This is a genomic window from Gimibacter soli, from assembly GCF_028463845.1.
Taxonomy (GTDB): Bacteria; Pseudomonadota; Alphaproteobacteria; order Sphingomonadales; family Kordiimonadaceae; genus Gimibacter; species Gimibacter soli.
Window position 1 is genome coordinate 3,327,732 of record NZ_CP116805.1, and the last position, 17,622, is coordinate 3,345,353.

At 61.3% G+C, this 17,622-nt stretch carries 22 protein-coding genes; 10 read left to right on the forward strand and 12 right to left on the reverse strand.

The features are described from left to right. Positions 1-4: 4 nt before the first annotated feature. Positions 5-457, forward strand: a complete 453-nt coding sequence (locus tag PH603_RS15335) for a TIGR02444 family protein (RefSeq protein WP_289503617.1) — start codon at positions 5-7, stop codon at positions 455-457. Here PH603_RS15335 and PH603_RS15340 read toward each other — a convergent pair. Then, positions 417-1,010 carry a UbiX family flavin prenyltransferase gene (locus PH603_RS15340; RefSeq protein WP_289503619.1) on the reverse strand — a complete coding sequence of 198 codons (594 nt, stop codon included), beginning with the start codon at positions 1,008-1,010 and terminating at the stop codon, positions 417-419. The two genes, PH603_RS15335 and PH603_RS15340, sit on opposite strands and share 41 nt — an antisense overlap. Before the next feature lie 166 nt (positions 1,011-1,176). Between PH603_RS15340 and PH603_RS15345 the strand changes: the two genes are divergently transcribed. Further along, on the forward strand, positions 1,177-1,347 hold the full coding sequence (locus PH603_RS15345; RefSeq protein ID WP_289503621.1) for a YdcH family protein: 171 nt from the start codon (positions 1,177-1,179) through the stop codon (positions 1,345-1,347). 87 nt (positions 1,348-1,434) lie between these two features. Here PH603_RS15345 and PH603_RS15350 read toward each other — a convergent pair whose 3' ends face one another. Both PH603_RS15350 and PH603_RS15355 read right to left on the reverse strand, forming a co-directional pair. Then, the gene (locus tag PH603_RS15350) at positions 1,435-2,031 is read right to left on the reverse strand and encodes a DUF1013 domain-containing protein (protein WP_289503624.1); all 597 of its coding nucleotides are present in this window, start codon (positions 2,029-2,031) and stop codon (positions 1,435-1,437) included. A gap of 216 nt (positions 2,032-2,247) precedes the next feature. Beyond that, positions 2,248-3,246, reverse strand: a complete 999-nt coding sequence (locus PH603_RS15355) for an NAD(P)H-quinone oxidoreductase (RefSeq protein WP_289503626.1) — start codon at positions 3,244-3,246, stop codon at positions 2,248-2,250. A gap of 96 nt (positions 3,247-3,342) precedes the next feature. On the opposite strand from PH603_RS15355, the gene PH603_RS15360 reads away from it, so the two are divergent. From PH603_RS15360 to PH603_RS15370, 3 genes are read left to right on the forward strand one after another with little or no spacing between them, the layout of a single operon-like run. Continuing rightward, complete coding sequence (locus PH603_RS15360; RefSeq protein WP_289503629.1) at positions 3,343-3,540, forward strand: DUF1192 domain-containing protein; 198 nt, start codon at positions 3,343-3,345, stop codon at positions 3,538-3,540. Positions 3,541-3,599: 59 nt separating this feature from the next. Then, the gene (locus PH603_RS15365; protein ID WP_289503631.1) at positions 3,600-4,082 is read left to right on the forward strand and encodes a MarR family winged helix-turn-helix transcriptional regulator; all 483 of its coding nucleotides are present in this window, start codon (positions 3,600-3,602) and stop codon (positions 4,080-4,082) included. Beyond that, positions 4,079-5,050 (forward strand): S41 family peptidase, encoded by a 972-nt coding sequence (locus tag PH603_RS15370; protein WP_289503633.1) that lies wholly within the window; start codon positions 4,079-4,081, stop codon positions 5,048-5,050. The genes PH603_RS15365 and PH603_RS15370 overlap by 4 nt, the downstream gene beginning before the upstream one ends. A 3-nt stretch (positions 5,051-5,053) precedes the next feature. On the opposite strand, the gene PH603_RS15375 is transcribed toward PH603_RS15370, so the two are convergent. The 3 genes from PH603_RS15375 to rpmE form a co-directional block, all read right to left on the reverse strand. Beyond that, a complete protein-coding gene (locus tag PH603_RS15375; protein WP_289503635.1) occupies positions 5,054-5,407 on the reverse strand; it encodes a DMT family protein in 354 nt (117 codons plus the stop codon). Positions 5,408-5,634: 227 nt separating this feature from the next. Beyond that, the gene (locus PH603_RS15380; protein ID WP_289503637.1) at positions 5,635-6,099 is read right to left on the reverse strand and encodes an Hsp20 family protein; all 465 of its coding nucleotides are present in this window, start codon (positions 6,097-6,099) and stop codon (positions 5,635-5,637) included. Positions 6,100-6,294: 195 nt separating this feature from the next. Continuing rightward, a complete protein-coding gene (gene rpmE, locus PH603_RS15385) occupies positions 6,295-6,519 on the reverse strand; it encodes a 50S ribosomal protein L31 (protein ID WP_289503640.1) in 225 nt (74 codons plus the stop codon). A 184-nt stretch (positions 6,520-6,703) separates the two neighbouring features. Between rpmE and PH603_RS15390 the strand changes: the two genes are divergently transcribed. Further along, positions 6,704-8,488 carry an ABC transporter transmembrane domain-containing protein gene (locus PH603_RS15390; protein ID WP_289503642.1) on the forward strand — a complete coding sequence of 595 codons (1,785 nt, stop codon included), beginning with the start codon at positions 6,704-6,706 and terminating at the stop codon, positions 8,486-8,488. 4 nt (positions 8,489-8,492) lie between these two features. Here the strand turns inward: PH603_RS15390 and PH603_RS15395 are convergent, their stop codons facing one another. The 3 genes from PH603_RS15395 to PH603_RS15405 are packed head-to-tail and all read right to left on the reverse strand — an operon-like array spanning position 8,493 to position 11,847. Continuing rightward, positions 8,493-9,506: a serine hydrolase domain-containing protein gene (locus tag PH603_RS15395; protein WP_289503643.1), complete on the reverse strand. Its 1,014-nt coding sequence runs from the start codon at positions 9,504-9,506 to the stop codon at positions 8,493-8,495. Beyond that, on the reverse strand, positions 9,503-10,597 hold the full coding sequence (locus PH603_RS15400) for a peptidoglycan -binding protein (RefSeq protein WP_289503644.1): 1,095 nt from the start codon (positions 10,595-10,597) through the stop codon (positions 9,503-9,505). Before PH603_RS15400 ends, PH603_RS15395 begins: the two co-directional genes overlap by 4 nt. Next, positions 10,597-11,847 (reverse strand): hypothetical protein, encoded by a 1,251-nt coding sequence (locus tag PH603_RS15405; protein WP_289503645.1) that lies wholly within the window; start codon positions 11,845-11,847, stop codon positions 10,597-10,599. Before PH603_RS15405 ends, PH603_RS15400 begins: the two co-directional genes overlap by 1 nt. Before the next feature lie 166 nt (positions 11,848-12,013). On the opposite strand from PH603_RS15405, the gene PH603_RS15410 reads away from it, so the two are divergent. Continuing rightward, positions 12,014-13,048 carry an aldose epimerase family protein gene (locus PH603_RS15410; protein ID WP_289503646.1) on the forward strand — a complete coding sequence of 345 codons (1,035 nt, stop codon included), beginning with the start codon at positions 12,014-12,016 and terminating at the stop codon, positions 13,046-13,048. An 88-nt stretch (positions 13,049-13,136) separates the two neighbouring features. Next, on the forward strand, positions 13,137-13,889 hold the full coding sequence (locus PH603_RS15415; RefSeq protein WP_289503647.1) for a substrate-binding periplasmic protein: 753 nt from the start codon (positions 13,137-13,139) through the stop codon (positions 13,887-13,889). Between the two features lie 4 nt (positions 13,890-13,893). On the opposite strand, the gene PH603_RS15420 is transcribed toward PH603_RS15415, so the two are convergent. From PH603_RS15420 to efp, 3 genes are all read right to left on the reverse strand, one after another. Then, positions 13,894-14,607 (reverse strand): glutathione S-transferase family protein, encoded by a 714-nt coding sequence (locus tag PH603_RS15420; RefSeq protein WP_289503648.1) that lies wholly within the window; start codon positions 14,605-14,607, stop codon positions 13,894-13,896. A gap of 120 nt (positions 14,608-14,727) precedes the next feature. Beyond that, positions 14,728-15,543 carry an inositol monophosphatase family protein gene (locus tag PH603_RS15425; RefSeq protein WP_289503649.1) on the reverse strand — a complete coding sequence of 272 codons (816 nt, stop codon included), beginning with the start codon at positions 15,541-15,543 and terminating at the stop codon, positions 14,728-14,730. A 92-nt stretch (positions 15,544-15,635) separates the two neighbouring features. Then, positions 15,636-16,199, reverse strand: a complete 564-nt coding sequence (gene efp, locus PH603_RS15430; RefSeq protein WP_289503650.1) for an elongation factor P — start codon at positions 16,197-16,199, stop codon at positions 15,636-15,638. Positions 16,200-16,488: 289 nt separating this feature from the next. On the opposite strand from efp, the gene PH603_RS15435 reads away from it, so the two are divergent. After that, positions 16,489-16,965: a DoxX family protein gene (locus PH603_RS15435; protein ID WP_289503651.1), complete on the forward strand. Its 477-nt coding sequence runs from the start codon at positions 16,489-16,491 to the stop codon at positions 16,963-16,965. Positions 16,966-17,055: 90 nt separating this feature from the next. Further along, positions 17,056-17,619, forward strand: a complete 564-nt coding sequence (locus tag PH603_RS15440; RefSeq protein ID WP_289503652.1) for a peroxiredoxin family protein — start codon at positions 17,056-17,058, stop codon at positions 17,617-17,619. Positions 17,620-17,622 lie beyond the last annotated feature (3 nt).

The window sequence follows — 17,622 nt, forward strand, 5'->3', positions numbered from 1 at the left end:
CACCATGAACGATATGAGAGAAGCAAGCGCCACCGCCTTCTGGCACGCATCGAAGGCATTATACGACAAGCCCGAGGTCATGCGCCTTGCGCTGAAAGCACAGGATCGTGCCGGACGCGACGTCAACCTGATCCTCCTGCTGGCCTGGCTTCACCAGCGCGGCCAGACGCCCGACGAGGACGGCTGGAAGCAGCTGAAGGCCGAATCAGACAAGGAACGCAAGACGCTCGAAATGATGCGGGGCTACCGTCGCAGCATGCAAGGCAAAGGTGGATACGAAGAAGCCAAGTCGATTGAGCTTGATGCCGAGCGTTCGGTGCAGGAACGGCTGATCGCCGCGATGGGCGACACCGTCAAGGGCGACCCTGCCCCGCTGCTGGCGGCCTACCTGAAAGGCTTCAAGGAAGCAGACGAGCTTATGAAGGCGCTTGGTCTTCCGCCTCGCGCCAGCGCTTGACGTCCGGGTGATTGAACCCGAAAAGGTCCAGCACCCGGGCAACCGACTGGGTGACGATCTCGTCAATCGTTTTGGGTTTCGTGTAGAAAGCCGGTACCGGCGGCACGATCACCGCCCCCATCTCGGATAGTGATGTCATGGTGCGCAGATGCCCCGTGTGGAACGGCGTTTCGCGCACCATCAGCACCAGCCTGCGGCGTTCCTTCAGCACAACATCTGCCGCGCGCGACACAAGGCTCGTTGTCACGCCCGTCGCGATTTCCCCCATCGTCTTGATCGAACAGGGGGCGATCAGCATGCCGCGTGTGCGGAAGGAGCCCGAGGCAATCGCCGCGCCGATATCCTTCACCGGATAAATCGTGTGGGCAAGCGCCTGAACGGCCTTCAGGGAAATGTCGGTCTCTTCCATCAGGGTGCGTTCGGCAGCCTTCGACATCACGAGATGCGCCTCGGCACCGAGGTCGCGCAGCATCTCGAGCGCCCGGATGCCATAGACGATCCCGCTTGCCCCCGTGATGGCCACAATCATCCGGCGGTCCTGAGTCTCGCTCATTGGGTGAAGGTCCTTTTTCCCATGCGGCATTCTACGGCAAAGAATCCCAGTTAATACGATGGAATGTTACACTTTTTCGATTGGTAACAAAATTTTCCGTGACAAGCCCGCCCTTCGGATGTTGGAATCAAGGCCTCTTTGAAACAAACAAGAAGGAGAGACGGGAATGAGCCTTCAAACGCATGTCGAGAGCCTGACTGCGAAACACGCCGAGATCGAAGAGATCATTACCCGAGAAGAACACCGACCTAATCCCGATACCATCAGACTCATGCAGCTGAAGCGCAAGAAGCTCCGCATCAAGGAAGAGCTGAACAAGCTCGTGGTGCGGCACTGATCAGCGTCTAGGTCGGGACCTTATGAAAGAAAAAGCGCAGGAAATCCTGCGCTTTTTGCATTTTGAGCGGCCTGTGTAGCCAGCAGATCAGGCCTCGCCTTCACCTTCCGGTGCTTCAGCGGCGGGCGCTTCAGCCTCGGCTTCCGGCTTCACATCGGTCTTCTTGCGGCGCTCGGCAGCCAGGCGCACGGCGGCGTCAAGTTCGCTCTGTTTGCAAAGGCCAAGGCCAACCGGATCCTGCGGCTTGATATTCTGCGCGTTCCAGTGGCTCTTCTCGCGGATCGCCTGAATGGTCGGCTTGGTGGTGCCGACAAGGCGGCTGATTGCCAGGTCCGAAAGCTCGGGATGGTGACGCACGAGCCATGCGATGGCATCGGGCTTGTCCTGACGCTTCGAGACCGGCGTGTAGCGCGGACCCTTGGTGCGCGGCAGTGCCTTCACATCGTCTTCACGCAGCTTCAGGCGCGCACCTTCGTCAGCGGCGCAGCGGTCGATTTCAGCCTGTGTCAGCTGACCGTTCGCGGTCGGGTCCTGACCCACGATATGGGTGCCGACGGTGCCGTCCGCGATGCCTTGGATCTCCAGCTCATGCAGGCCGCAAAACTCGGCAATCTGGCGGAAGGTCAGGGCCGTATTGTCAACGAGCCAGACGGCGGTTGCCATGGGCATCAGGGGTTGGGTCATCTGTCTCTATCCTGTTTCAAGTTTATCGGCCGTTTTCCCAAGGGCGGCATGAACAACCCATGCAGCCGGGCCCAGACAAGTTTCCTTGCCTGCCCCCAGCGCGATACTCTCTGTCCGGAGGGGTGAAACGGCGTTTCACTGACCTCTCTTTATCAGCTTGGGGACGGCGTGTCATGGCCTTATGTCGTGCCTATGGAAAGAAATTCCAAGGGGCAATCAGGCCGGCGTCACACTCAGCACGATCTTGCCCATATGGCGTGACGATTCCATCAGCGCATGCGCGTCGGACGCCTTTTCGAGGGGCAGAACCGTATCCACAATCGGCTTGATCCTGCCGGCTTCGATCAGCGGCCAGACCTTTTCGCGAAGGGCCGCCGCCACCGCCGCCTTGAAGCCATTGTCGCGGGCGCGAAGGGTCGATCCCGTCAGCACCTGCCGCTTCAACATCACCTGCATGATGTTAAACTCGGCCTGCATGCCCCGAAGTGCGGCAATGGAAACATGCTGCCCTTCCACCGCCAGCGCATTCAGGTTGCGGGGCAGATAGTCACCGCCAACCATATCGAGGACCACATTGACGCCGCGGCCTTCGGTTGCCTTCAGCACGGCATCCACGAAATCCGCCTCGCGGTAATTGACGGCAAGGTCAGCCCCGAGCTTTTCGACAAACGCAACCTTGTCAGCTGACCCCACGGTCGTGGCGACCCGGGCGCCAAACGCCTTGGCAAGCTGGATGGCGGTCGAGCCGATCCCGCTGGACCCGCCGTGGACAAGGAGCCATTCGCCGGAGGCCAGACCGGCGCGGTCAAACACATTGGACCAGACGGTGAAGAAGGTTTCGGGGATGGCTGCCGCCTCCGCCATCGTCAGGCCCTTCGGGACGGGCAGGACAGAGCCCGCAGGCGCCACCGCATATTCGGCGTACCCACCACCCGAGATGAGCGCGCAGACGGCGTCACCTTCCCTGAAGCCGGTGACACCCTCACCGAGCGCTGCCACATGCCCGGCGACCTCAAGCCCCGGGATATCGCTCGCCCCCGGCGGCGGGGCATAGAAGCCTTGCCGCTGCACCACATCAGGCCGATTGATCCCAGCTGCCGCCACCTTGATCAGCACCTCGCCTGCCCCGGCCACAGGCACCGGGCGCGTTGCCGGCTTCAGCATCTCGGGGCCGCCGGGCTTCTCGATCTCGATCGCGGTCATTGTTGCAGTCATTCGGTCTCTCCCTCGTGTTCGGGCGAAGTCTAGGCGCGTGCCTTGACCGGTGACAAGTGGAGACACCTGCGGCAAGATCACAAGAAACGGAGATACATGATGGATTTCGACGACCTGCCCCGAAAGAAGACCGGCCCCCTTTTCGATCTTGAAAAGGAAGACATCAGCACGCTGGGCGTCGAGGAACTTGATGACCGCATCCTGCGCCTGAAAGCCGAAATCTCCCGCGCCGAGACCGCGAAAGCCGCCCGTGGCGCCTCCCGCGCCGCGGCCGAGGCGCTGTTCAAGTCCTGACTTTCGCCCTCAACGAAAGCGCAATTGCCATCGGCGCGGAATAATATATAAGCACTTATATGAATAATATATCCAACCGTACCCTCGGCACCCTGATCCGCCACCTGCTCGCCCATCTCGACGGCGACGTGCAGGCCGCCTATGACGAACTCGGCGTACCCTTCCGCCCGCGCTTCTACCCCATTGTCCAGTTCCTGCTGGCGAACGGCCAGGCGGGGGTGAATGAGATCGCGGCACACATCGGTGTCAGCCAGCCGGCGGCGACCCAGACCCTTGGCGAGATGAAAAAGCTTGGCCTCATTGCAATCGAGCCCGGCGAAGATCGCCGCCATAAACAGGTGAGCCTGACAGACGCCGGGCTATCGCTCGCCGCGCGCCTTGCAAGCCTGTGGCAAGCCGTGCACACGGCGGCCGACAGTCTCGACCGCGAGATCGGCACCAGCCTGTCGGATTTACTTGGCCGGACGCTCGAAGCCCTCGAACGGCAATCCTTCCTCACCCGCATTCACGCAGCATGCCCCCCGGAAAGCGAAAACAAATGATCAGACACACCCTCGCTGCCTGCCTTCTTTTCACGTCGTTTACCGGCGCCGCATCGGCTGCCACGCTCACCCCAGCTGACATCCACAATGTCGTGGCGAATGCCGCGAACCTCCTTGAGAAGCGCTATGTGGACCCCGATCTGGGCGCCCGGCTGGCGCGGGACATCCGCAACCAGTCAGCCATTTGGGAAAAAGAACAGGACCCGGAAGCCCTCGCCCGCAAGGTAACCGACTGGCTGCGCGCGGCGTCCGGCGACGGGCACCTCGGCCTCGGCTACAGTAAGGAAGCCCTGACAGACACCGCAGCAGAAGAAGACTTTTCCGCCGCCGAGATGGACCGCTGGTATGGCCCGCAGATCAACCACGGCATCGAGAAGATCGAGCGGCTTGAAGGCAATGTGATGCTGATCGACCTCCGCGTCTTTCCGCCGGCCTCGATGGCGGGCGATATATTTTCGGCGGCCATGGCCCTTGTGGCACAAGGCGACGCATTGATCATCGACCTGCGCAAAAATGGCGGCGGGGCTGAAACGGTCAATCTGGTGACGGGATACCTGCTGGACGGCGCCCGCCCCTTGAGCGGCATCTATAATCGCCCAAGCGATACGATGCAGGCCAACGTTTCGCCAAGCTGGGTACCCGGTCGCCGGTTCGGCGGCACCAAGCCCCTTTATATCCTGACCTCACACCGCACCTTCTCCGCCGCCGAGGCACTCGCCTACGACCTGCAGGCGCTGGGCCGTGCGACTATCGTTGGCGAAGTGACCGGCGGCGGCGCCCATCCCTATGAGATGCGGCGGGTGCATGACCATTTCACGCTCGACCTGCCGGAGGGCCGGTCGGTCAATCCCATCACCGGCGGCAACTGGCAAGGCACAGGCGTACAGCCTGACGTGCGCATACCCGCCGACAAGGCCTTGGAAACCGCCTTGCGGCTGGCACATGAAAAACTGGGCCGCGCGGAATAGACGTCAGCCCTTGTAGAAAATGCAGGCGGCCCCTGCCGCGATCAGCGAGAAGCCGAGCGCGTGGTTCCAGCTGAGCGGTTCCTTCAGAACGAGAATTGAGAAAACGGCGAAGACGGTCAGGGAGATCACTTCCTGTATCGTCTTCAGCTCCGCCGCGCTCATGACGCTGTGGCCGATGCGGTTGGCTGGCACCTGCAGCAGATATTCGAAAAAGGCGATCCCCCAGCTGATCAGGATGACCGTGATGAGCGGTGCAGCCTTGAACTTGAGGTGCCCGTACCAGGCGACGGTCATGAAAATGTTGGAGAGAAGCAGAAGGCCGATGGTGACGGCGGGCACAGGCAGGGCAAGCGCCATGATGAACTCCACTGAGGGTCAAGCTGGCGCCAGAATATGGCAGTGATCAGGGAAAGAGAAGCGGGACGCGGGGCCTTTGCGTGGGGGGAGGGGAAACAAGGCTCGACCGCGCCCCGCGTGAAGTTTGCGAGGAAACGTCAGGAAAATAGGGAATTCAGGGTAGTTCCGTCGCCCCGCCGTTCAGGAGGCAACAACTCCGGCGGGGCGACGGGCAGATGAGACCGGCCTCAGGCGGCGTCAGCCTCAATGGTTTTCGGGCCGGATTTGGCGGCACCGCGAATGGTCACCTGACGCGGCTTCATGTGATCGGGGATCACGCGCTTCAGGGCCACTTCAAGAAGGCCGTTTTCGAACGAGGCTTCACCAACCTGGATCGTGTCCGCCAGTTCGAAGCGGCGCTCGAAGGCGCGCTTGGCGATGCCACGGTGCAGGAAGGAACGCTCGGCTTCTTCTTCACGGCCACGGCCGGAGACAATGAGCGTGCCCTTCTCGACGGTCACATTCAGTTCGTCAGGGGCAAAACCGGCAACGGCCAAGGTGATCTTGTAATCATCGTCGCCCAGTTTTTCGATATTGTACGGGGGGTAGGCTGCCTGGGTCGCGTCGCTCTGGAACGCCGAATCAAGCAGGCGGTTCAGATGGTCAAAGCCGACAGAGCGGGACAGGAGCGGGGTAAGGTCGAAAGTACGCATGGGATAGTCCTCCATTAGAAGCAACTGTTTGCATCATGGTCCGCCAATTGGCCGGACCTTCATTGTCGCCGGTCCTCATTCGAGCAACCGGACAATTGAGATGTAAGCAGCGGAAAAAGAGCTTCAAGGGGGGACAGAATGAAAAAGGCGCCGTGAAAGGCGCCTTTTCCGAATTCCGCGATTGTCGCGAACGACTTACTTGTTGAGCGAGAAGCTGCCGAAGCGCTTCTTGAAGCGCGCAACCTGGCCGCCTTCACCAACCGTACGGGTGCCACCGGTCCAGGCCGGGTGCGACTTCGGGTCGATCTCAAGCGTCATGCTGTCGCCTTCAGCACCCCAGGTGGAGCGCGTCTCGTAGGTCGTCCCGTCGGTCATCACGACTTTGATCGTGTGGTAGTCGGGGTGAATACCTTGTTTCATGGCCTAGTCCTCCAAAAACGAGCCCCGCGTATAAAAGGATTCAACGGGGTTGGCAAGGGTCGAAACGCGAAAGACCTGCATTTTTGCCATACAGGCTTATTTTACGCTCGGGCGTTGGCGATCCGGCGTGCATGCCTTATATGAAGCCAACAGTCCGACGAAAGATAGAAAGACCGGATATCCGATGACCGACAGCGCCGTCCGCCTAGAGCATGAAGCCCCGAAAGCCCCGGTTCGCAAGGTGAAGGGCCTGTGGCGCTTCATCCGCCCCTATAAGAAAGAGCTGGCACTTGCCCTGCTGTTTCTGGTGATCGGCGCGGCCACCGTGCTGGTGCTGCCCTCGGCGATGCAGGGTATTGTCGACCAGGGCTTCTCCACCGAAGACGCCCACACTGTGGACCGGTATTTCTTCATTTTCATCGGATTGGTTGTCGTGATGGCGGCCTCCACCGCGTTCCGATTCTATTTCGTCACCTGGCTTGGCGAACGCGTCGTCGCTGATATCCGCAAAGCGGTGTATGAGCGGCTGATCACCCTCAGCCCCGAGTATTTTGAAGAGAATCGCCCCGGCGAAATCGTCAGCCGCCTGACGGCCGATACCACCCTTGTGCAGAATATCGTCGGTTCGTCGGCCAGTGTGTGGGCACGGAACCTTCTGATCGCCGTGATCGGCACGGCGTGGCTTTTCATCATGTCGCCGAAGCTGATGGCCTCGATCGCCATCGTCATCCCGATTGTCCTTTTCATCCTGATCTGGGTCGGCCGCAAGGTCCGCACCCTGTCGCGCAAGAGCCAGGACCGCGTGGCCGATGTGGGCGCGCAGGCCAATGAAACCTTGGGCGCGCTCAATATCGTGCAGGCTTTCACCCGCGAAGATACCGAGGCACAGCGCTTCGGCAGTCGTGTGGACGATGCCTTCCGCATGGCGCGCCTGCGCATCATGGTGCGGGCGGGGCTGACCGCTGCGCTGATCTTCCTCATCTTCGGCGCCATCACACTCGTCCTTTATGAAGGCGTGCAGGATGTGATCGAAGGCGCGATGACGGGCGGCCAGATCCTCGAGTTCATCATGCGGGCCATCTTCGTGGCCGGTGCCTTCGGGGCGCTTTCGGAAGTCTATAGTGACCTGCAGCGCGCCGCCGGTGCGGCCGGGCGCCTGTCCGAACTTCTGCATGCCGAATCGAAGATTGTGGCGCCCGACAATCCGCTGCCGATGCCGGCTACAGTGCAGGGCGATATCGCGTTCGAGAATGTCACCTTCGCCTACCCGACAAAGCTGACCATGCCGGCCCTCAAGGATTTCAACCTGCATATCAAGGCAGGTGAAACCGTGGCGCTTGTCGGCCCCTCGGGCGCGGGCAAAACGACCGTCCTGCAGCTTCTGCTGCGCTTCTACGATCCGCAATCGGGCCGCGTGACCATCGACGGCGTGCCGATCCATGAAACGCTTCCCGCCGATTTCCGCGCGCACCTCGCTTTCGTGCCGCAGGAGACGATCATCTTCGCCGATACCATCGCCGAAAACATCCGCTATGGCCGCCTTGACGCGACGGACGAGGAAGTCCGCGAAGCCGCGAAGGCCGCCGCAGCACTCGATTTTATCGAGAAAAGCCCCGAAGGCTTTGATACGGTCCTTGGTGAACGCGGCACCCGTCTTTCGGGCGGCCAGCGCCAGCGCCTTGCCATCGCCCGCGCCATCCTGCGCGACGCGCCGATCCTGCTTCTGGATGAAGCCACCTCGGCGCTTGATGCCGAAAGCGAGCTGAAGGTTCAGGAAGCGCTCGAACATCTGATGCAGGGCCGCACCACGCTGGTGATCGCGCACCGGCTGGCAACGGTGAAGAAGGCTGACCGTATCATCGTGATGGACGACGGCGGCATCATCGCCGAAGGCACGCACGAAGAGCTTTCCCGTACCGACGGCCTCTACAAGCGCCTCGCCGACCTGCAGTTCGGGGAGGTGGCTTAAAGACTTACTCAGCCAAGAGGGCGGGGATGATTTCCTCGCCCAGCATCCTCATCGGAGTGAATTGTTCGGGCTTGTTGTAGTTGCGGCCCGTGAAGGCGGCCACAAGGTCAATCTCCGGCACGATGACGATGAAATTGCCGCCATTGCCGTGGGCGTAGGTGATGCTGACCGGCTTGTCCTTCACCCTGCCCTCATTGCGCCACCAGAGATAGCCGTATGTTTCGCGGCGCTCATATAGGCGCGTCTGGAAGCCGGTCATCGCCTTGATCCAGTCCGGCGCGATCAGCTGCTTGCCTTCCCACACGCCGCCTGCATGCACCAGTTGACCGATTTTCAGAAGCGCTTCGATCTCCACCCGCAAATGCCCGCCCGTGTCGGTATGGCCTTCGGGGGTGCCCTCCCATTTGGCGTTGCGGATGCCAAGCGGATGAAACAGCCGTTCGTCCGCGAAGGTCGGCACATCAGAGCCTGAAAGGGCATCAATTACCCGGCCAAGCAGGACAACACCGCCGGTACAATAGCTGAAATGCTCGCCCCGCTCGTAGGCGCGCGGCAGCCCCACCACGAAGGCGCTCCAGTCGCTTGTGACATACATGCGTTCCTCATTGCCAAGCGAGGCAGGCACCCAGTCGTTGCAGGCAAGGCCCGAGCGCATGGTGAGAAGGTCTTCAACCGTGATCTCGCGGCGCGGATCATCCTTGGCCATGCCCTTGTAAAGATCGGGCAGCAGTTTGGAGACCGGCGTCTTCACACTTTTAAGGCTGCCATCCTCGATCAGTTCGCCCACAAGGATCGCCGTGATGCTTTTGGTAGCGGAACGGATATCCTGGCGGCCACCGGCACTGGCGCCAGCGTCCGGCACATTGAGCACCAGCTTGCCACCGACCGAAACAAGCGCGCCTGTCACGCCCTTGTATTCGCCCTTCTTCAGCCGCGCAGCGACATCATCAAGCGTTGTCTCCGCCACGGCTGCCGCCGACAGGCAGAGCGTCATCAGGGCCGCCGCGAAACGCTTCATCGCTGGTCGAGCCTCATTTCGATACGGCGGTTGCGCGCATAGGCATAGGTGTTGTCGGCAGGGTCAAGCGGATGATGTTCGCCGAAGCCCGCCGCTGCCAGCCGGTGCGGCTCCACGCCCTGCTCCACCAGAAACTCGACAACCGAAACGGCCCGCGCGGTTGAAAGCTCCCAGTTGTTGCGGAAGCGCGCTGTGCTGATCGGGCGTTTGTCGGTGTGACCATCTACCCGAAGAACCCAGTCGAGATCGGACGGCAGCTCGCGCGAGATGGTAAGAAGCGTTTCGGCAAACTTGCGCATCTCGGCACGGCCTTCAGGGCCAAGCTCGGCCGAACCGCTTTCGAACAGCAACTCGGACGCGAACACAAACCGGTCGCCTTCGATCCGCACCTCGGGCCGGTTGGCGAGCACTTCCTTCAGCCGTCCGAAAAATTCCGACCGGTAACCGGCAAGCTCATCAACCTTGGCGGCAAGTGCCCGGTTGAGCCGGCGGCCGAGGTCAACAATCACCGCCTGATTGCGCTGGTCGCGTTCCTCGCTCGCCTGCAGGGCTGCTTCAAGGCGTGCCAGCTGTTCGCGAAGGGCGGTGATACTGCGCTGCAGGGTTTCAACCTGCCGCCGCGCACTTTCGGACAGGGCCTTTTCGCGTTCCAGCTCTTCGCTCGCGGTCGCGTATCTGGATTTGAGGTCAGCGGCCTCGATCCCAAGCGCGCTGGCAGCCGCATCAAGCTCGGAGAGCCGTGCAGTGGAGCTCGCAAGCGCCGATTTGGTGCTTTCAAGTTCAGCACTCAGCGCGTCCCGGTCCTTGTTTGCGGCTTCAAGCGAGGATGAAAGCTCGGCCATGCTGTCGCGGAGTGCCGCCGAGGCCTGCTGTTCCATCTTCAGAAGGTCGCCAAGTTCCAGCACCTGCATCCTGAGTTCGGCGAGCGCCTTGTCGCGCCCCGAAAGCGCCTGTCCCAGAAAGAACTGCGCCAGCACAAACAGCGACAGAAGGAAGATGATGACGAGCAACAGCGTGGACAGCGCGTCCACAAATCCCGGCCAGACATTCTCGCCGGAATCGCCTCCTAGCCGTCGCCGGGCGCCGATCATCAGTTATCGTCCTTTTCACGGTCGGCGACGAGGGGGCGCTGGCGCGGCTGATCTTTGCCTGCAGCAGGGGTCGCGCCATCGCGCTCGCCAAGGCCGGCTGAAAGCGTGCGGGCCAGCAGGCGGATTTCACCCCGCAGGCCTTCGTTAAGCGTTTCGGAGGCGCGGGACTGTTCCTCGATCAGGCGTTTGATGCCGACATCAAGGTTGCGGATATGCTGGCGGGTGGCTTCGTCAAGCGCACCGGCGCTGGTCGCGTCTGCCATGCGGGTGCCAAGCCCTTCGATGGCGCGAGCCAGCGCCCGCGAGGTTTCATCCCGTGCGCTCGCCTCCGCCTGCGTCTGCGCGCGCTGGGCGTCCAGCCGGTCGGCGAGGGTCGCCAGATGCTCGGCCACCGCCGACATGGCGGCATGGGCTTCATGGCGGAAGGCGCTTTCCTCGCGGATCGTGCGGGCAAGCTTTTCGATGCCAGCGGCCGATTGCTCCATCAGTGCGGTCATGTAGGCGTCCGGCGCACCGCCGCCGCCCATGGCCACGCCCTCAACCACATCACCACCACGCGACAGGTGGGTCACGGACGCCAGCCAGTCTTCCACTTCGTTATAGAAGCGGGTCTGAGCCTGGCTTGCCTGCAGGTCAAGGAAGCCGAGGACAAGGCTGCCGGTGAGGCCGAAAAGCGAGCTGGAGAAAGCCGTGCCCATGCCCGAAAGCGGTGCTTCGAGGCCCGCTTTCAGTTCATCAAACATCAGGGCCATGTCGGTGCCATCCACCGTCAGCCCGCTGATTGTGTTGCCAATCGCGCCGATGGTGCCCAAGAGACCCCAGAAGGTACCGAGAAGACCGAGGAAAATCAGAAGTCCGGTGAAATAGCGGCTGATCTCGCGGCTTTCCTCGAGCCTTGAGGCGATACCATCAAGGACCGAGCGCATGGAAAGGGCGGAAAGCCGCACACCGCCTTCGGCCTGCGTTGCCAGAAGCTGGGCAGCGGGCGCCATCAGGCGGGGGGCCGGGGGCACGCTGCCTGCATTCTGGACCCGGCGAAAGGCGGTGATCCAGCCGATCTCGGGCGCAAGGTCAAGCACACGCCGCCACGCATAAATGGCCCCGACAATCAGCATCAGGAGGATGACGCCGTTGAGCGCCGGGTTCGCCATGAAAGCGGCCACGAGCGCCTTCGAGAGCACCGCCGCCACCGCAATCACCGCGAGGCAAAAAACCGTCATGCGGATGATGAATTTCTGGGGTCGTGTCATGGTCGCGTCCTGCCTTCCGGGCCTGATCAATTTCTTCAACAGGTTAGCCGCATATTAGGGGCCAAAATCGGGCAAAGAAAGGGCAGAGTTGCAAGAGTTTACCGGGGACTGGACCCGCGCCTGCGCCCGCGCCATAGTAGCCTCGCCCGTATCTGGAGTGAGCCTGATGCCTGTTGAAACCGCCCTGCCGGGCATAACCCGCGAGCCCTTCGGCACCCTGAGCGATGGCCGTCCGGCGAGCCTGTACCGCCTGTCGGATGGCGGCAGCTTCACAGTCAGCATCACCGAATACGGCGCCCGGATCGTTTCGCTGACCACCCCCGACCGCGACGGCCGGCTTGCGGATGTCGTGCTGGGCTTTGACAGCATCGCCGACTACGAGGCCGACCGCGCCTATATCGGCTGCGTGGCCGGGCGTTATGCCAACCGGATCGGCGGCAGCTGCTTCACGATTGACGGCACCGAATACCGACTCACCGCCAACGAAGGACCAAACCAGCTGCACGGCGGGCCAGATGGTTTCGACAAACGGTTCTGGACCGCTGAAATGCTGGAGGGCGCTGCCCTCCGGCTGACGCTTGGAAGCCCCGACGGCGACAATGGCTTCCCCGGCACGCTGAACGCCAGCGTCACCTACCGCATCACCGCACCCGGCACGCTTACTGTCGACTATGAGGCGACGACCGACAAGGCCACGCTCGTGAACCTCACCCAGCACAGCTATTTCAATCTGGATGGGCATGCGGCGGGATCAACCCTCGGGCACGACCTGATGATTGCTGCCGACCGCTATCTTCCAGTGGACGGCGCAAACCTGCCGCTTGAGCCAGAAGCCGTTTCAGGCACCGACTTCGACTTCCGCGAAACCCGCCCCGTGCGCGGCCATTATGACCATAACTGGATCGTCGCGGAGCGGTTTGCCCCGGGCGCGGTTCAGGCAGTCGCCACCCTTTCATCGCCCCGAAGCGGACGCCGGATGACCGTGTTGACCGACAAACCGGGCCTGCAGTTCTACACGGGTCACCACCTGCCGGGAGCCGAGGGGAAAGAGGGCGCCGTCTATGGCCAGTGCGCCGGCCTGTGCCTTGAAACGCAGCTGTTCCCCGACAGCCCCAACCACCCGGATTGGCCCTCCGCCATCCTGCGACCCGGCGGAAAATACCACTCAAGGACGGTATTCGCCTTCGATACAATAACTTAAGGTTACTATTCGTTCCTTCCGGCTTGCCGGAACGCCCCGGTCCACTTTATGCTTGCGCTGGGGGTCGCTGGAATGGGGTTTTCCGGCAATGAGGTGGCTTTGCAATTGGGCACTCGCGGCGGGATGCTTTGCGTTCCCCCTTCAGGCTGCCGATCCCCTGACCATCGCCTACCCTGAACGGAAGCCCTATCACTATACGGACGAGCACGGCACCCCGACTGGATTGCTGACCGATGTGCTGAAAAAGGCGCTTGTGGCGGCAGAAATCGAGGCACGCTTTGTGGTGATGCCAACCCAACGCGCGCTGGCTTTGGTCCGTCAGACGGACCCTATCTGCAGCATCAGCTGGTTCAAAACCCCAGACCGCCAGCCCTACGCCCGCTTCAGCATTCCCATCTGGCAGGATGCCCCGCATGTGCTGGTAGCACGCGCCGAACACCGCGATCTTCTATCCCGCTTCAGCCTGATGCGGGATATCCATTTCGACACGCCGGTCAGGATCGGCGTGATCGACAATGTGTCCTACGGGCCGTTTCTGGACGATATCTTCCGGCTGCAGGGGCGTGGCTTCACCCTCGTTAAGCTCGTCAATAACGATGCCAACATGTACCGGATGCTCGATCAGGGCCGGTTTGACCTGATGGTCGCCTCCGAGCTTGATCTGGCCGCAGGGCTTGCGGCGGCTGAACTGCCCACCACACATGTTGCGGCGCAGAGTTACCCGGATATTCCGCCGGGCGGCAAGCGCCGCATGATGTGCTCGAAAGCCGTGGACGCCGCCCTGATTGACCGGCTGGACGCGGCCCTCAGGCCGCTCGTGCCACCCGAAATCCTCGACTGAGCTTTCAGGCCGCCGACTGACGCTCGGCGAGATAGGCGTCGATCACACCCTGCATATCATTGCGGCGGGTGGTCATAAGCGTGTCGGAAAGCGCATGCAGGCGGGCCAGCGGCTCGGCCTTGAAGCAGCGGTCGCGCCAACCGGCGACCGTCGGCCAGCGGGCGGCATCAACCTCAAACCCGGCATAGCGCGCGTTCAGAAGCATCGTCGACATGGCAAAATCCGCCATCATCGGCCGGTCACCGAACAGGAAGCCGACCTCCGGGAGCACGCCTTCAAGATAATCAAGCGCAGCCGGCAGGGTTTCCTCCTCTGCCTTGCGGATCATTTCCTTGTCGCCTTCTTCCTTCAGCACGAAGGGGCGGATCACTTTCTGGAAGAAGAGGCCGAACACAACATTCCGGCCGAGATGGTCGTCGGCATATTCCTCAAACCAGCGGGCCTTGGCGCGCCAGCGCGGTTCGGCGGGGTAAAGCGGGGTGCCGCCATGGGTTTCTTCAAGATACTCACAGATGACAGACGAATCGTTCAGTACGAACGGACCGTCCAGATACACGGGCACCCGGCGCAGCGGGCTGATCTGGGTAAACTCCGGCGGTGTCAGGAACGGGATCTGCGGATCGATCCGGTATGGCACGCCCTTCACTTCAAGGGCGATCATCGCCTTCCTGACATAGGGTGAAACCGGGCTGCCGATAATGGTTACGGGTTCAGACATCTGCTGTCTCCTCTCGCTGTTTGCGGCGGATTGGAACAGAGCCCAAGCCCGTGTGCAAATGAAAATGGCTGCCAAACGTGTGTATGGCAGCCATTCAGATTTGTTGACGGAAGGGCGGGGTCAGGCCGTCTTGGCAGCACCGCGGCGGGCGCGTTTGATCACGCGTTCCATCGGCGCATGCAGGCGGTCGTTCGCAGCGATCACCGAGCCCGACTTCAGCATGTCCTGCCCGCCTGTAATATCGGACACATAGCCGCCCGCTTCCTTGACGATCAGGATGCCGGCCGCGATGTCCCATGACTGCAGATTGTCTTCCCAGTAACCGTCGAAACGACCGGCGGCAACATAGGCAAGATCAAGGGAAGCTGCGCCAAACCGACGGATGCCGGCGACATTCGGGGCGAATTCGGCAAGCTCGGCCTGGAAGGTGTCGTGACCGTCCTTGCCCTTGAAGGGGATGCCGGTGGCGAGAAGGGCTGCTTCCATCTTGTCGCGGCCCGAAACGCGCAGGCGCGTGTCATTCAGGTAGGCGCCCTGGCCTTTTTCGGCCCAGAACAGTTCATCAACGATGGGGTTATAGACAACACCGGCGACGATCTCGCCTTTTTCTTCCACGGCGACGGAAAGCGCGAAGTGCGGCAGGCCGTGCAGGAAGTTGGTGGTGCCATCAAGGGGATCGATGATGAAGCGCACGTCTTCGCGCTTGCCGGGGATTTCGCCATGCTCTTCCATCAGGAAGCCGAAATCGGGGCGACCGCGCGACAATTCTTCATAGAGGGCTTTTTCGGTGCGCTTGTCAGCAGCCGATACGAAATCCGCGGGGCCCTTTTTGGAGACCTGCAGCTGTTCCACCTCGCCGAAATCGCGGCGCAGGTTACGGCTCGCTTTCATGACGGCGGAAACGATGACATTCATCAGGGGAGAACGGCGCGACATGGGATAATCCCTCCTTTAAGGGCACAACTCGGACACAACATTAGAAAGAGCGAAGACCGCCCCGGCCGCAGCCGGGGCAGCTGAAACGGATATTATTCGGCGCGGGTCGAATATTCGTGCGTCTCGGTCAGCACGACGATGCGGTCACCGATATTGATGAACGGGGGCACCATGACGCGGATGCCGTTGTCCATGATCGCCGGCTTGTAGCTCGAAGCGGCGGTCTGGCCCTTCACGACGGGCTCGGTTTCGGTGACTTCCAGAACGACCTTCTCCGGCAGCGAAACGCCAAGCGGGGTTTCTTCGAAGAATTCGATCACGGCGATCATATTGTCCTGCAGGAAGACCGACGCCTCGCCGATATCGTCGGCGGTCAGTTCGATCTGGTCGTAGGTTTCCTGGTTCATGAAAATGAACTTTTCACCTTCGGCATACAGGAACTGATAGTCACGCTGCTCAAGGGTGACGCGCTCGACCTTGTCAGCAGAACGGAAGCGCTCGTTGAGCTTGGTGCCGTCGCGCAGGTTCTTCATCTCGACCTGCATGAAAGCGCCGCCTTTGCCGGGCATCGTGTGTTGGGTTTTGGTGACGCGCCACAGGCCGCCGTTATGCTCGAGCACGTTGCCGATACGGATCGAGTTGCCGTCGATCTTCATGGGGACTTCCTCACAAGGTCTAATAAAGCCAAAGAACGTTCGGCCCGATTGTGGCACAATCCAGATGGCGCGCCGGGGCCGGGTCGGCGCCGCATGTATCAGATTTTAGGATGGGGGGCAATGGGGGATTGGCGAACGCCATTGTCGTGGTGTTCGATATTTAGCAACACAGACTATACATTTGTATGTCTATGCTTCCAACGTGCCCAACGTCATATTCCGGATCAGTTGAACAACACGGCGCGGCAACAGGGCCAGCCGGTAAACAAGACAGATACGGAGACCAACAATGACCACCAAAGCACAAATCTTCGGCGCCACCCTGCCGGTTCCCTCGATCGAATCCATCGTCGGCAAGTTTTCCGACCATGCCGATACCCTCGTCCGCGTTGCAACGGGCCTTTTCCTGATGCCCCACGGCGCCCAGAAACTGTTCGGCTGGTTCGGCGGCTACGGCCTTGAAGCCACCGGCCAGTTCTTCCAGACCCAGATGGGCTTCTCGAACGGTTACCTTGCGGCCCTCGGCGCCGGTTCGGTCGAATTCTTCGGCGGGCTGCTTCTCGCCCTCGGCCTCTTCACCCGGCCTGCTGCCATCGCAGTCCTCGTGATGCTTGCTGTTGCCAGCACCTTCCACCTCGGCGCCGGCTTCTTCTGGACGTCGGGCGGCTGGGAATATCCGGTTCTCTGGGCAATCCTCGCACTTGGCTACGCCGTGAAAGGCGGCGGCCGCTTCAGCCTCGACAACGCCCTCGGCAACCGCATCTGAAGCCGGTAACATCATCGTCAAGGAAACGTGACGGGACTTGGGTCCCGTCGCTTTCTATAAAGCAGCCGGTATGTTCAAGGGGAGACTGACATGCGCCTTTTTACCGCCCTCTATTTTCTTCTGATGATCGTTACCCTGCCCGCGCGCGCCGATGCGCCGGAAGACCTCGGGCCCGCCGTCGGCACCAATATCGCCGCGCTCATCAAGGCGCCGGACCAGAACGGCAAGCCGCGCGCCTTTGCCGATCTTGTGGGCGAGAAAGGCGCAGTTGTCGTCTTCTTCCGGTCGGCCAAATGGTGCCCCTACTGCCAGCTGCAGCTGATTGACCTCAACCTGCATGCCGAAACCATGGCATCAGACATGGGCTATAATATCGTCGGCGTCAGCTACGACACCGAAGACAATCTCGCCACCTTCACCAAGAAATGGCAGGTGAATTACCCGCTGCTGTCCGATGAAGGCTCCAGGATCATCAACGAGATGGGCATCCTGAACGACGAATTCCGCCCCGGCCATTATGCCTACGGCGTGCCCCATCCGCTGATCGCCATCACCGACAAATCGGGCAACATCCGCGCCAAGCTGCATGAAAAAGCCTACCGCGACCGCCCGCAGATCGAAGCGATCTTCGAGGCGATCAAGGGGCTGAACTGACGC